Origin of the sequence: Burkholderia anthina, from assembly GCF_001547525.1 — a bacterium.
GTDB lineage: Bacteria > Pseudomonadota > Gammaproteobacteria > Burkholderiales > Burkholderiaceae > Burkholderia > Burkholderia semiarida.
On sequence record NZ_CM003768.1, the window covers coordinates 3,225,559 to 3,240,057 of the forward strand.

Below are 14,499 nucleotides of genomic sequence, written 5' to 3' on the forward strand. Positions count from 1 at the left end.
GCGGGCAGCGTGTGCCGAATCAAGGCGGGCGCCGCGGGCGGGCGAAAAAAAAGCCGGCGCGCTGCGAGCGGCCGGCTCGGGTCGACGCGCGGCGCCGCCGCGGCATGGGCGGTTACTGCGGCTTGGGCAGCCCGTCGAGCTTCATGCCCGGCTTGATGCCCTTCGCGGCGAACCAGCCCTTGCTCATCTCGAGCGCATAGACGCCGTTGTTGCGCGGGCAGTGGTTGTCCGTCGTCTCGGCCTTCATCTCGTCGATGTCGGTGATCGTGCCGTCCGCGCGGATGAACGCGATCGACAGCGGAATCAGCGTGTTCTTCATCCAGAAGCAGTGCACGGCGTTCTCGTTGAAGACGAACAGCATGCCTTCGTTCGGCGCGAGCTGCGAACGGTACATCAGCCCCTGTTCGCGGTCGGCGTCGTTCGCGGCGACGGCCGCGTCGATCACGTACATGCCGGCGCGCAGCTTCACGCGCGGGAACTCGCTCGGCTGCTTGGCGCCGGGCGGCACTTGCGCGCAGGCGGCCTGCATGCCGAGCGCGAGGACGGCGAGCGCGGCGGGAAACACGGCGGCGCGCGCAAGGCGGCCGAGCGACGGGCGCAGGGAGAATGGCACAGCATGGCTCCTGTCTGGAAAGCAAGACCCGCATGGTACGCGATGCGCGGCGGCGGGCACAAAAAAGAAAAAGGCAGATCGCCTTGCGGTGATCTGCCTTTCAACGCCGTAAGAACGGCAGGACTGCGTGTTCTTGACTGCGTTATTACAGCTTGCTTACTTAGTTCGAAGCAGCTGCCGGAGCTTCGGCTTCGCTAGCTGCCTTCTTCGCAGCGTGGTGCTTCTTGGCGTGGTGCTTCTTGGCAGCCTTGTGCTTTGCCGGTGCCGAAGCAGCTGCCGGAGCAGCAGCCGAAGCAGCTTCCGGAGCCGATGCTTGTGCGAAAGCAGCCGTTGCGAAGAGACCAGCGACCAGAGCGGCGATCAGTTTGTTCATGTTGTGTTCCTCAGCTTTAGTTAATTAACCAAATGACCCGGCAATAGGAGTCATGTCGTCTAACGGTGCCATCCACCTTTCGGTTGACAGACGCTTCGAGAAATTTCTCTTTGCGCTGCGGGCGCCGAATCGTATTCGAATAAAACGTCGCTTTCGTGACGCAAACACGGGGTTCGGCTGCCAATGCCGGATAGCTAAGGTTGGCATCTGCGTGGTTTAACGCGCGATCTGCGCGCCCGGTTGACGAAACAGACGACGAAAAATTCGCGCGGCCCGGATCCGCTACCCGGCGGCTGCGAAACCGTCCCACGGCGCGCGCGGCGGCAGCGCGATTGTTTCGCCCGGCGCAATGCCGAGCGCGAATATATCGAGCGCGCCGATGCCGACGCGCACCAGGCGCAACGTCGGAAAGCCGACGGCCGCCGTCATCCGGCGCACCTGCCGGTTCTTGCCCTCGGTGATCGCGAGCTCGATCCACGTGGTCGGGATCGCGGCGCGGTAGCGGATCGGCGGATTGCGCGGCCACAGTGTGTCGGGCGGCTCGATGAATTCGGCGCGGCACGGGCGCGTCACGTAGTCGCCGAGATCGACGCCGCGCGCGAGCGCCTTCAGGTCGGCCGGCCCCGGCGCGCCGTCGACCTGCGCCCAGTAGCGCTTCACGAGCTTGTGGCGCGGCTCCGCGATGCGCGCCTGCAGCGCGCCGTCGTCGGTGAGCAGCAGCAGCCCCTCGCTGTCCGCATCGAGCCGGCCGGCCGCGTACACGCCGGGCGTTTTTACCCAGTCGCCGAGCGACGGCCGCGTCTCGTGCGCGGAAAACTGGCAAATCGTGCCGAACGGCTTGTTGAGGGCGATCAGGTTCATGGCAGGGCGCCCGCCCGGCGCCCCGCACGGAGCGGGGGCGGGCGGTCTATGGCAAATGGCGGAATCTTAATGCATAATACGGAACGGCAAGTCCTCTGTCTTATATAAGACATAAGTGAGGTCTTGATACGCAGTGCCGCGGTTCGCGCCGAAGTGCCCGGTTGGGGCGCTAGAATAGCGGCTCGCTGTTGCCGTCACGGGGTGGCCATGCCGCGCCCCCGCCGCGCGCGCAGCTTCGACCAGCATCACCTGCTCAGCCACGTCACTGGAGTCGATCATGCCGTATCAGCACATCAAGGTTCCGGAGGGCGGTGACAAGATCACCGTCAACAAGGACTTCTCGCTCAACGTTTCCGATCAGCCGATCATTCCCTATATCGAAGGCGACGGTACGGGCTTCGATATCACGCCGGTCATGATCAAGGTCGTCGACGCGGCGGTCGCGCATGCGTACAAGGGCAAGCGCAAGATCCACTGGATGGAGATCTTCGCGGGCGAGAAGGCGACCAAGGTGTACGGCCCGGACGTGTGGCTGCCGGACGAAACGCTGCAGGTGCTGAAGGAATACGTCGTGTCGATCAAGGGGCCGCTCACGACCCCGGTCGGCGGCGGCATCCGTTCGCTGAACGTCGCGCTGCGCCAGGAGCTCGACCTCTACGTGTGCCTGCGCCCGGTCCAGTACTTCAAGGGCGTGCCGTCGCCGGTGCGCGAGCCGCAGAAGATCGACATGGTGATCTTCCGCGAGAACTCGGAAGACATCTACGCGGGCATCGAATGGGCCGCGGGCTCCGAGCAGGCGAAGAAGGTGATCAAGTTCCTGCAGGACGAGATGGGCGTGAAGAAGATCCGCTTTCCGGAAACCTCCGGGATCGGCGTCAAGCCCGTGTCGACCGAAGGCACCGAGCGGCTCGTGCGCAAGGCGATCCAGTACGCGATCGACAACGATCGCAAGTCGGTCACGCTGGTGCACAAGGGCAACATCATGAAGTTCACGGAAGGCCTGTTCCGTGACGCCGGCTACGCGCTCGCGCAGAAGGAATTCGGCGGCGAGCTGATCGACGGCGGCCCGTGGATGCGCGTGAAGAACCCGAAGACGGGCAACGAGATCGTGATCAAGGATTCGATCGCCGACGCGTTCCTGCAGCAGATCCTGCTGCGCCCGGCCGAATACGACGTGATCGCGACGCTGAACCTGAACGGCGACTACATCTCCGACGCGCTGGCCGCGCAGGTCGGCGGCATCGGGATCGCGCCGGGCGCGAATCTGTCGGATTCGGTCGCGATGTTCGAGGCGACGCACGGCACGGCGCCGAAGTACGCGGGCAAGGATTACGTAAACCCGGGTTCCGAGATCCTGTCGGCGGAAATGATGCTGCGCCACCTCGGCTGGACGGAAGCAGCCGACACGATCATCGCCGCGATGGAGAAGTCGATCCTGCAGAAGCGCGTCACGTACGACTTCGCGCGCCTGATGGAAGGTGCGACGCAGGTGTCGTGCTCCGGCTTCGGCGAAGTGCTGATCGAGAACATGTAAGACCCCTTCCGGGGTGGGCCGGCACGATGCCGGCCGCCCCGGCGCTGTCTGCCGGCGCCGGAGCGTTTCGTGGATGGCAGGTTTGTTGGCAGGGCGGCCCGGCATCCGGGCCGCGGCGCCGCGATGCGGCCCGCAGACCCTGCAAGGTAGAACATGACGGCCCTCGCAACACCACCGCCCGGCTGAGCCGGCGCGCCCCTTTCGCGATCGACCCGGTCGCTCCCCGCCGGTTACCGCCGGCGCTCTTCAGTCCCACCATCACGTAGCAATGCTTTGACCACCATGTCCACTTCGCCCAAGATCATCTACACCCTCACCGACGAAGCGCCCGCGCTCGCGACCTATTCGCTGCTGCCGATCGTCAAGGCCTTCACGCGTTCGTCCGGCGTCGCCGTCGAAACGCGCGACATCTCGCTCGCCGGCCGCATCATCGCGGCATTCGCAGACATCCTGCCGTCGGAGCAGAAGGGTTCCGACGATCTGGCCGAGCTGGGCCAGCTCACGCTGAAGCCGGAAGCGAACATCATCAAGCTGCCGAACATCAGCGCATCGGTGCCGCAGCTGAAGGCCGCGATCGCCGAACTGCAGGCGCAGGGCTACGCGCTGCCCGCCTATCCGGAAGATCCGGCGACGGACGAAGAGAAGGCCGTCAAGGCGCGCTACGACAAGATCAAGGGCAGCGCGGTGAACCCGGTGCTGCGCGAAGGCAACTCCGACCGCCGCGCGCCGCTGTCGGTCAAGAACTACGCACGCAAGCATCCGCACAAGATGGGCGCGTGGAAGTCCACGTCGAAGGCGCATGTCGCGCACATGACCGAAGGCGACTTCTACGGCAGCGAGAAGTCGGCGCTGATCGCCGCGGCCGGCAGCGTGAAGATCGAACTGACGACCACCGACGGCGCGAAGAAGGTGCTGAAGGAAAAGACGGCCGTGAAGGCCGGTGAAGTGATCGACGCGTCGGTGATGAGCCGCAACGCGCTGCGCAGCTTCATCGAAGCGCAGATCGCCGACGCGAAGGCGCAGGACGTGCTGTTCTCGGTGCACCTGAAGGCGACCATGATGAAGGTCTCGGACCCGATCCTGTTCGGCCACTTCGTGTCGGTGTTCTACCGTGACGCGCTCACCAAGCACGCGGACGTGCTGGCGAAGGTCGGCTTCAACCCGAACAACGGGATCGGCGACCTCTACGCGCGCCTGAAGGATCTGCCGGCCGACACGCGCGAGGCGATCGAAGCCGACGTCAAGGCCGAGTACGCGGTGCGCCCGCGCCTCGCGATGGTCAACTCGGACAAGGGCATCACGAACCTGCACGTGCCGAGCGACGTGATCGTCGACGCGTCGATGCCGGCGATGATCCGCGATTCGGGCGGCATGTGGGGCCCGGACGGTCAACTGTACGACGCGAAGGCCGTGATTCCGGACCGCTGCTACGCGGGCGTGTACCAGGCCGTGATCGAGGACTGCAAGCAGCACGGCGCGTTCGATCCGGTCACGATGGGCAGCGTGCCGAACGTGGGCCTGATGGCGCAGGCGGCCGAGGAATACGGTTCGCACGACAAGACGTTCCAGATTCCGGCGGACGGTGTCGTGCGCGTCATCGACGAAGCCGGCAACGTGCTGCTCGAGCACGCGGTCGAGTCGGGCGACATCTGGCGCATGTGCCAGACGAAGGACGCACCGGTGCAGGACTGGGTCAAGCTCGCGGTCAACCGCGCCCGCGCGACCGGCGCGCCTGCCGTATTCTGGCTCGATCCGGCGCGCGCGCACGATGCGCAGATCATCGCGAAGGTCGAACGCTACCTGAAGGATCACGACACGAACGGCCTCGACATCCGCATCATGACGCCGGTCGAAGCGACGCGTTTCTCGCTCGAGCGCATCCGTGCGGGCAAGGACACGATCTCGGTCACCGGCAACGTGCTGCGCGACTACCTGACCGACCTGTTCCCGATCATGGAACTCGGCACCAGCGCGAAGATGCTGTCGATCGTGCCGCTGATGGCCGGCGGCGGGATGTTCGAAACGGGGGCGGGCGGCTCCGCGCCGAAGCACGTGCAGCAGTTCGTCGAGGAAGGCTTCCTGCGCTGGGATTCGCTCGGCGAATTCCTCGCGCTGGCCGCGTCGCTCGAACACCTCGGCAACGCGTATCAGAACGCGAAGGCGCTCGTGCTCGCGAAGACGCTCGACCAGGCGACCGGCAAGTTTCTGGACGAGAACAAGTCGCCGGCGCGCAAGGTCGGCGGCCTCGATAACCGCGGCAGCCACTTCTACCTGTGCCTGTACTGGGCGCAGGCGCTGGCGGAGCAGAGCGAGGACGCCGCGCTGAAGGCGCAGTTCGAAGGTGTGGCGAAGGCGCTGTCGGACAACGAGGCGCGTATCCTGGAAGAACTGGCGGCCGCGCAAGGCAAGCCGCAGGCGATCGGCGGGTACTACCGTCCGAACGTCGAGCTGACGAGCCAGGCCATGCGCCCGAGCGCGACGCTGAACGGCATCGTCGACGCGGTCGCCTGACGCCGGCCGCGCACTCGCGCGAGCCGATGCATGTGCCGGTGCGGCGGATTGAACCGTTCGCCGCCCGGCACTCAAGAAAAACGCCCCGGTCCCCCGGGGCGTTTGTCGTTGCGGGGTTGCCATTCAGACGTGAACGATTTCCCATTCGGCGATTTCATGCGGTACTTCGAGCGTCGCGGTGTCGAGTTCGGACAGTTGCTCGCAGTCGCCGCGCGAGATGTGGTCGGCCGCCACTTCGGGGCACGAGAACGCGCCGAGCAGGGCGTTGCCGAACGTCGCTTCCCAGCCGCCGTTACCCGGCAGGATGTAGAACGACCCGAGCGCTGAACCAAAGCGAAATCCCTTCATTTCCGTTCTCCCTTTCTGATCACAAGCGATTCTGTTGCGCCGTCCGCCGGTTCGCCCGGCTGTGGCCCGACTGGCTGCTTGCGCCGGATTCCGTGTCGAACGTCGTGGCGAAGCGTCGGTGCATGGAACCAAGTCTACGTCCGCGCCCCGCTCGAATGGTGCGCGTAGAGCGACTTCTCGAAACAAAAATTCCCTTTTAAAAACAAAGTATTATTTGCAACGTTTTGTATTGCGGAACGTTTTTCGGCATCGCGAAACGGGAAATTTGTGCCCTGCACCACGAATTTTTATAACGCAGTGACTTGTTCCGCATCGTGAAAAATCGGCGGGTGCGAGCATCCGGACGCGGCGGCGGAGAGCGGGAGGGTGGGGCGGAAGGCGCACAGCGCGTTCGCTGGAATGTGCGAAGGGGCGGCGCCCATGCGTGCCGAAATACCGCCCGGCGATGGCGGTCGTGACGCCGTCCGGCGCGGTAACGATGCGTGCTGCGGCGTATCGCCACCCGTCCCGCGGCGGCGTTTTTCGATCCGGCCCTGCGGTTATGATGACGCGATCGCCGCGGCTCTCGCGCGGCGCTGCACGGATAACGAGGATCGATTGATGAGACGGAGAACCTTCCTGTCGCGCACCATCGGTGTCGCGGCCGCGTCGCTGTTCGCGCGCGCCGCGTCGGCGCAGCATGCCGGTCACGCGGGCATGGCCGGCATGGATTCGATGGACGACATGCCGGGCATGTCGGGTATGTCAGGGATGTCGGCGCACGCGCAGCACGGCAAGCCAGCGCCGGCTGCCCTGGCGGCCGCCGACGCGCTGCCGGCCGGCGCGCCGCTCGCGACGTTGCGCACGCTGGCCAACGAAAGCCGCGAGCCGGGCACATTCCGGGCCACGCTGGTCGCTCAACCGGTGGCGCGAGCGCTGCTGCGCGGTGCGCGGCCGACCACGTTCTGGCAGTTCGGCCCGGGCACGCAAGGCCCCGTCGTCGGCCCGCTGATCGACGTGCGCGAGGGCGATACGGTCGAGATCCGGTTCGTGAACAAGCTGCCGCAGCCGTCGACGATCCACTGGCACGGCCTGCCCGTGCCGCCCGACCAGGACGGCAACCCGTCCGATCCGGTCGCGCCCGGCGCGTCGCGCGTGTATCGCTTCACGCTGCCGAAGGGTAGCGCCGGTACGTACTGGTACCACCCGCATCCGCACATGATGACCGCCGAGCAGGTGTTTCGCGGGCTGGCCGGCCCGTTCGTCGTGCGCGCCGCGGAGGATCCGCTTGCCGGCTGGCCCGAGCGCCACCTGTTCGTGTCGGATCTGAAGCTTGCGCGCGACGGCACGATCGCGCCGAACGACATGATGGACTGGATGAACGGCCGCGAAGGCCAGTTCGTGCTGGTCAACGGTGCGCGCCGGCCGCGCATCGACGTCGCGGGCGACGAACGCTGGCGTGTCTGGAACGCGTGCAGCGCACGCTACCTGCGCATCGCGTTCGACGACGGTCGCGCGTTCGAGCAGGTGGGCACCGACGGCGGGCTGTTCGACGCGCCGCGGCGCGTGACGTCGTTGCTGATTGCGCCGGGCGAGCGCGCGGAGCTGCTGGTGCGTGCCGGCGATCGTGTGTCGCGCGCGGTGCTGCAGGCGGCCGAGTACGACCGCCGCAAGATGGCGATGTCGCACGACGACGGTCACGGCAGCCTGCCGCCCGATCCGGCGCTGGCGCTGGCCGATGTCGCGTTTGCGCCCGCCGAGGCCCGCGCGCTGCCTGCCACGCTGCGCGCGGTGCCGCCGCTGGGCGAACCGGTCGCGCACAAGACGGTCGCGTTCGGCGAGGAAATGGACATGGACGCGATGATGAAGAGTGCGGCGCACGGCCGCCCGGCGGGCATGCGCTTCACCATCAACGGCGATACGTACGCGCCGCATCGCGCGACGCTGACGAGCCGCCGTGGCGACGTCGAGCGCTGGGAGATCCGCAACGCCACCGACATGGATCACCCGTTCCATTTGCACGGCACGCAGTTCCAGGTGATCGAGCGCGCGTCGAACGGCTCGCGTATCCCCGAGCCGTTCCGCGCATGGCGAGATACCGTGAACGTGCGCAGCGGCGAGACCGTGACGATCCTCACCACGCAGGAGATGTCCGGCGAGCGCATGTTTCATTGCCACATCCTCGAACACGAGGATCTCGGGATGATGGGAACGCTGACGGTGATGTGATGCCGGATCGATCCGCCGTCGAGCCGGTTTGACGGCGGATCGATCGTCCCGCGAGCGTACAGCGGCCGTTCCTGTTCAGACGCATCCGATGTTCGATATCCACGCAATCGGACAGCGCTTAATTTCGTACTTGGCTCATATTCTTTTGAGTTGACGGTCCCTATACTCGGTCGAGTGCAATTTCCATGACGCGCTACGCTGCAGGCCCATGCGGGCGGGCATCGCAGGTGTCGCCATGACGTTGCGCGGTATTGACGCGGGCGCAAGACGATATCCGTTTCTCTCGAATTAATGCGATGTCGCGCCATGAGTGACGAAATCAAGTATTTAGGACTCTTATGAAATTGATAAGAAACCCGATGGGCGGTCTGATGAACGAAAAGCGTGCCGTGCGCGTTCTGACCTTGCGTACCATCGCGGCAAGTGTGATCGGCATGTCGAGCCTGCTGGCCACGGATGCGCACGCGCAACTGTCGTTGCAGGAGCAGATCGATCAACTGAGCAACGCAGTCGGCCGGTTGGGCGCGACGGCCAATTCGCTGGCCGGATCGATCAACAACATCAACGACAGGCTTGCAAATTCTTCGTTGCCGTCACCCGGCACGGGGCAAAACAGCGTCGCGCTCGGGAAAAACTCGAACGCGTCCACCACGGACAGCACGGCGCTCGGCAATTCGGCATCGGCGACGGGCGACGCGAGCGTCGCGCTGGGCAAGGGCGCGAACGCGAGCGCCGAGCAGAGCATGGCGGCCGGCACCGGCGCGACGGCATCGGGCGCGAACAGCTCGGCGGTCGGCGTGAATGCGTCGGCGACGGGTGTGGACAGCACGGCGCTCGGCAATTCGGCATCGGCGACGGGCGATGAGAGCATCGCACTCGGCAAGGGCGCGAACGCAAGCGCCGACCAAAGCATGGCGGCCGGCACCGGCGCGACGGCATCGGGCGTGAACAGCTCGGCGGTGGGTGTGCACGCGTCGGCGACGGGCGTGGACAGCACGGCGCTCGGCAATTCGGCGTCGGCGACGGGCGACGCGAGCATCGCGCTGGGCAAGGGCGCGAACGCAAGCGCCGACCAGAGCATGGCGGCCGGTACCGGCGCGGCGGCGTCGGGCGCGAACAGCTCGGCGGTCGGCGTGAATGCGTCGGCGACGGGCGTGGACAGCACGGCGCTCGGCAATTCGGCGTCGGCGACGGGCGACGCGAGCATCGCGCTCGGCAAGGGCGCGAACGCAAGCGGAGAGCAGAGCATGGCGGCCGGTACCGGCGCGGCGGCGTCGGGCGTGAACAGCTCGGCGGTCGGTGTGCACGCGTCGGCGGCGGGCGTGGACAGCACGGCGCTCGGCAATTCGGCGTCGGCGACGGGCGACGCGAGCATCGCGCTCGGCAAGAGCGCGAACGCAAGCGGAGAGCAGAGCATGGCGGCCGGCACCGGCGCGACGGCATCGGGCGCGAACGGCTCGGCGGTCGGCGTGAACGCGTTGGCCGCGGGTGTGGACGGCACGGCGCTCGGCAATTCGGCGTCGGCGACGGGCGACGCGAGCGTCGCGCTCGGCAAGGGCGCGAATGCGAGCGCCGAGCAGAGCATGGCGGCCGGCACCGGCGCGACGGCGTCGGGCGTAAACGGTACGGCGCTTGGCGCGCAGGCCGCGGCGGCCGGCAATGCGAGTCTCGCGGCCGGAGCCGGTGCGTACGCATCGGGTGCGAACAGCACCGCGGTGGGTGTCGGCGCGCTGGCGGGTGCGGACAACAGCATGGCGTTGGGCGCGGCAGCGGCGGCAACGGGCGACGCGAGCATGGCGAACGGCGTGCGCGCCCAGGCGCTCGGCGCGCGCAGCGTCGCGGTTGGCACGGGCGCGGTCGCGGCCGGCAACGGCAGCGTGACGCTCGGCTCGGGGGCATCGGCGGCCGGCGCGCAAAGCACGGCAATCGGTACGGACGCGGTCGCGACCGGCGCGAACTCCGTGGCGCTGGGGAGCGGCTCGGTGGCGGATCGTGACAATACCGTGTCGGTGGGTACGCCGACGAACGAGAGGAAGATCGCCAACCTCGCGGACGCCGTGCTGCCTTCGGATGCCGTGAACCTGCGTCAACTCAACGCGGTCGCGCGACGTGCCTACAGCGGCGTCGCGGCGGCCACCGCGCTGACGATGATTCCGGATGTCGATCCCGGCAAGACGATTGCCGTCGGCATGGGCTTTGGCAGCTATCTCGGCTATCAGGCCGGCGCGTTCGGCGCGTCGGTCCGGCTCCGCGAGAACCTGAAGATGAAGATTGGCGCCGGCTTCAGCTCCGCGGCGACGACGTGGGGCGCGGGCGCGTCGTATAGCTGGTAACGAATGGCGCCGGCGGCGTTGCCGGCGTGTCGGATCCGGTACGCCGCACGTGCCGCCGGCAAGTGCGGGTATCTGGCGGGCGCGGCGCTTCGGCGGCGCGCCCGTTTTTCATGCGCCGCGCATTCGCGTCTTTGGCGCGACAATCGTATATTGCGCGCCGCGATTGTATGAAAACGGCAATCAAATCGCCGATGCATTGGCGCTTTGAAAGATGCGCCACAAAAAAAGAAACCCGGCATATGCCGGGTTTCTTCATCCGAAATCCGTTGCCTTCAGGCAGCCTGGATATTCGAAGCCTGCTTGCCCTTCGGGCCTTGGACGACCTCGAAGCTTACTTTCTGGCCTTCCTTGAGGGTCTTGAAACCCTGCATGTTGATGGCCGAGAAGTGCGCAAACAGATCTTCACCGCCCTCGTCGGGAGTGATGAAACCGAAGCCCTTCGCGTCGTTGAACCACTTAACGATACCAGTTGCCATTTTCCTACTTCCCCTGTCACACAGTCGCTGCTACTTACCACGAGCACGCTCGAAAAGCTAAACGACCGGAAAATACAGCCGTTCCCCCCTCACAAGCTCACCTTCGGCCTCTTTCATTTCGCCGTCAGACGAATTGAAAAAAGTGCCAGCTTGATTGTTGGCGCTCTTTATTGGAGTGTCAAGTGGAATTTTTAGACGGTTGGAGGGTCGTTGTAAAGAACCCATTTTCAGGGTTTTTCCGGCTTTGCTTTGCAGCATGTGGCCAAGCGCGGGGGCTTGAAAAGCCGCATAATCGGCTCATATACCAGGCTCGAGTGACACGCGTTCGAGTCGTCCCGGCTTGTGGGATACTGGATGCGGACACGACGTTCCGGTGCGATTCCCCCTGACGGTTCGTGTTCCGCGCCATGCGTGAAAGCCGGCACCGCAGCCGGCTTTCGTATGGCGCGAGGGCGATCGCGTGTTCCGGGATACCGGGGAGGGCGCCGGCCGGTCGGTCGGGTAATGGCAGGATTGCGGGCCTGTCCGAGTTGTTTAGAATGGGTGTATGGCGATTATCCCGGACAAGCAGGACAGTACCGTCCTGGAACGCAAGCAGCAGAAGCTCAAGCCGCCTTCGATGTACAAGGTGGTGCTGCTGAACGACGACTTCACGCCGATGGAATTCGTCGTGATGGTGGTCCAGGAGTATTTCAAGAAGGATCGCGAGACGGCCACGCAGATCATGCTGAAGGTCCATCGCGAAGGGCGAGGGGTTTGTGGGGTCTATACGCGGGACATCGCGTCGACCAAGGTTGAGCAAGTCGTTACCCATGCGCGGCAGGCAGGGCATCCGCTGCAGTGCGTGATGGAGGAAGCATGATTGCCCAGGAATTGGAAGTCAGCCTGCACATGGCGTTCATGGAAGCACGCCAGGCGCGCCATGAGTTCATTACGGTCGAGCACCTGCTGCTGGCCCTGCTGGATAATCCGACGGCAGCCGAGGTGTTGCGCGCGTGTGCGGCCAACATCGAGGACTTGCGTCAGAACCTGCGCAATTTCATCCACGACAACACACCTACCGTCCCGGGCACCGACGATGTCGATACCCAGCCGACGCTCGGGTTCCAGCGCGTGATCCAGCGCGCGATCATGCACGTCCAGTCGACGTCGAACGGCAAGAAGGAAGTCACCGGCGCGAACGTGCTGGTCGCGATCTTCGGCGAGAAGGATTCGCACGCCGTCTACTACCTGCAGCAGCAGGGCGTCACGCGTCTCGACGTGGTGAACTTCATTTCGCACGGCATCGCGAAGACGAACAGCGGCGAAGCCGCGAAGTCGACCGACGCGAACGCGGAAAGCGAGGACGCGAACGCGCAGAAGGAAACGCCGCTCGCGCAGTTCACGCAGAACCTGAACCAGATGGCGAAGGACGGCCGCATCGATCCGCTGATCGGCCGCGAGCCGGAGGTCGAGCGCGTCGTGCAGGTGCTGTGCCGTCGCCGCAAGAACAACCCGCTGCTCGTCGGCGAAGCCGGCGTCGGCAAGACCGCGATCGCCGAAGGGCTCGCGTATCGGATCACGCGCGGCGAAGTGCCGGACATCCTCGCGAACGCGCAGGTGTATTCGCTCGACATGGGCGCGCTGCTGGCGGGCACCAAGTATCGCGGCGATTTCGAGCAGCGTCTGAAGACGGTGCTGAAGGAGTTGAAGGAGCGTCCGCACGCGATCCTCTTCATCGACGAAATCCATACGCTGATCGGCGCGGGCGCCGCGTCGGGCGGCACGCTCGATGCGTCGAACCTGCTGAAGCCGGCGTTGTCGTCGGGCACGCTCAAGTGCATCGGCGCGACGACGTTCACCGAGTACCGCGGCATCTTCGAGAAGGATGCGGCGCTGTCGCGGCGCTTCCAGAAGGTCGACGTGACGGAGCCGAGCGTCGAGCAGACGGTCGCGATCCTGCGCGGGCTGAAGTCGCGCTTCGAGGAGCATCACGGCGTCAAGTACTCGTCGGGTGCGCTGTCGGCCGCGGCCGAACTGTCGGCGCGCTTCATCACCGACCGTCACCTGCCGGACAAGGCGATCGACGTGATCGACGAGGCGGGCGCCGCGCAGCGTATCCTGCCGAAGTCGAAGCAGAAGAAGACGATCGGCAAGGGCGAGATCGAGGAAATCATCTCGAAGATCGCGCGCGTGCCGGCGCAGAGCGTGTCGCAGGACGATCGCAGCAAGCTGCAGACGCTCGATCGCGACCTGAAGAGCGTCGTGTTCGGCCAGGATCCGGCGATCGACGCGCTCGCGGCCTCGATCAAGATGGCGCGCGCGGGCCTCGGCAAGATGGACAAGCCGATCGGCGCGTTCCTGTTCTCCGGCCCGACGGGCGTCGGCAAGACCGAAGTGGCGCGCCAGCTCGCGTTCACGCTCGGCATCGAGCTGATCCGCTTCGACATGTCGGAATACATGGAGCGTCACGCGGTGAGCCGGCTGATCGGCGCGCCGCCGGGCTACGTCGGGTTCGACCAGGGCGGCCTGCTGACCGAAGCCGTCACGAAGAAGCCGCATTGCGTGCTGCTGCTCGACGAAATCGAGAAGGCGCATCCGGACATCTTCAACGTGCTGCTGCAGGTGATGGACCACGGCACGCTGACGGACAACAACGGCCGCAAGGCGGATTTCCGCAACGTCATCATCATCATGACGACGAACGCGGGCGCCGAGTCGATGCAGAAGGCGACGATCGGTTTCACGACGCGCCGCGAAACGGGCGACGAGATGACCGACATCAAGCGCCTGTTTACGCCGGAGTTCCGCAACCGCCTGGATGCGATCATCAGCTTCCGCTCGCTCGATGAGGAAATCATCATGCGTGTGGTCGACAAGTTCCTGATCCAGCTCGAGGAACAACTGCACGAGAAGAAGGTCGACGCGCTCTTCACCGACGCGTTGCGCAAGCATCTCGCGAAGCACGGCTTCGACCCGCTGATGGGCGCGCGGCCGATGCAGCGGCTGATCCAGGACACGATCCGGCGCGCGCTGGCCGACGAACTGCTGTTCGGCAAGCTCGTCAACGGCGGTCACGTGACGGTCGACGTCGACGAAAGCGACAAGGTGCAGTTGTCGTTCGACAAGCTGGCGAATCCGCCGCACAAGCCGAACGAAGAGACGGTCGAAGTCGAGTAAGCAATCATTCGTTGTTTATGCGAACGGCGCGGGAAGTTCTCCGCGCCGTTTCGTTTTATCCGGCGCCGGCGGCGCGATGGTGG

11 protein-coding genes are annotated in these 14,499 nt (G+C 65.6%); 6 read left to right on the forward strand and 5 right to left on the reverse strand.

What is annotated here, in order from left to right; translation table 11 throughout:
• Nucleotides 1-112: 112 nt before the first annotated feature.
• The 3 genes from WS64_RS14725 to WS64_RS14730 form a co-directional block, all read right to left on the reverse strand.
• Nucleotides 113-613: a DUF192 domain-containing protein gene (locus WS64_RS14725; RefSeq protein WP_060966750.1), complete on the reverse strand. Its 501-nt coding sequence runs from the start codon at nucleotides 611-613 to the stop codon at nucleotides 113-115.
• A gap of 160 nt (nucleotides 614-773) precedes the next feature.
• The gene (locus WS64_RS32900) at nucleotides 774-986 is read right to left on the reverse strand and encodes a hypothetical protein (protein ID WP_006398520.1); all 213 of its coding nucleotides are present in this window, start codon (nucleotides 984-986) and stop codon (nucleotides 774-776) included.
• Nucleotides 987-1,268: 282 nt separating this feature from the next.
• Nucleotides 1,269-1,847, reverse strand: coding sequence for a pseudouridine synthase (locus tag WS64_RS14730; RefSeq protein WP_059576881.1), 579 nt, complete (start codon nucleotides 1,845-1,847; stop codon nucleotides 1,269-1,271).
• 277 nt (nucleotides 1,848-2,124) lie between these two features.
• On the opposite strand from WS64_RS14730, the gene icd reads away from it, so the two are divergent.
• On the forward strand, nucleotides 2,125-3,381 hold the full coding sequence (icd, locus tag WS64_RS14740; RefSeq protein WP_006478026.1) for an NADP-dependent isocitrate dehydrogenase: 1,257 nt from the start codon (nucleotides 2,125-2,127) through the stop codon (nucleotides 3,379-3,381).
• Nucleotides 3,382-3,663: 282 nt separating this feature from the next.
• Nucleotides 3,664-5,892: an NADP-dependent isocitrate dehydrogenase gene (locus WS64_RS14745; protein ID WP_059646189.1), complete on the forward strand. Its 2,229-nt coding sequence runs from the start codon at nucleotides 3,664-3,666 to the stop codon at nucleotides 5,890-5,892.
• Nucleotides 5,893-6,015: 123 nt separating this feature from the next.
• On the opposite strand, the gene WS64_RS14750 is transcribed toward WS64_RS14745, so the two are convergent.
• Nucleotides 6,016-6,240: a hypothetical protein gene (locus tag WS64_RS14750; protein WP_006490888.1), complete on the reverse strand. Its 225-nt coding sequence runs from the start codon at nucleotides 6,238-6,240 to the stop codon at nucleotides 6,016-6,018.
• A gap of 600 nt (nucleotides 6,241-6,840) precedes the next feature.
• Between WS64_RS14750 and WS64_RS14755 the strand changes: the two genes are divergently transcribed.
• Both WS64_RS14755 and WS64_RS14760 read left to right on the forward strand, forming a co-directional pair.
• Complete coding sequence (locus tag WS64_RS14755; protein WP_060966751.1) at nucleotides 6,841-8,448, forward strand: multicopper oxidase family protein; 1,608 nt, start codon at nucleotides 6,841-6,843, stop codon at nucleotides 8,446-8,448.
• Between the two features lie 389 nt (nucleotides 8,449-8,837).
• Nucleotides 8,838-10,781, forward strand: coding sequence for a YadA family autotransporter adhesin (locus tag WS64_RS14760; protein WP_244166557.1), 1,944 nt, complete (start codon nucleotides 8,838-8,840; stop codon nucleotides 10,779-10,781).
• A 272-nt stretch (nucleotides 10,782-11,053) separates the two neighbouring features.
• Here the strand turns inward: WS64_RS14760 and WS64_RS14765 are convergent, their stop codons facing one another.
• Entirely contained in the window at nucleotides 11,054-11,257 is a 204-nt protein-coding gene (locus WS64_RS14765) for a cold-shock protein (protein ID WP_004196460.1), read from the reverse strand.
• A gap of 547 nt (nucleotides 11,258-11,804) precedes the next feature.
• Between WS64_RS14765 and clpS the strand changes: the two genes are divergently transcribed.
• Nucleotides 11,805-12,119 carry an ATP-dependent Clp protease adapter ClpS gene (gene clpS / locus WS64_RS14770; protein ID WP_006398529.1) on the forward strand — a complete coding sequence of 105 codons (315 nt, stop codon included), beginning with the start codon at nucleotides 11,805-11,807 and terminating at the stop codon, nucleotides 12,117-12,119.
• On the forward strand, nucleotides 12,116-14,416 hold the full coding sequence (gene clpA / locus WS64_RS14775) for an ATP-dependent Clp protease ATP-binding subunit ClpA (RefSeq protein ID WP_059576869.1): 2,301 nt from the start codon (nucleotides 12,116-12,118) through the stop codon (nucleotides 14,414-14,416). Before clpS ends, clpA begins: the two co-directional genes overlap by 4 nt.
• Nucleotides 14,417-14,499 lie beyond the last annotated feature (83 nt).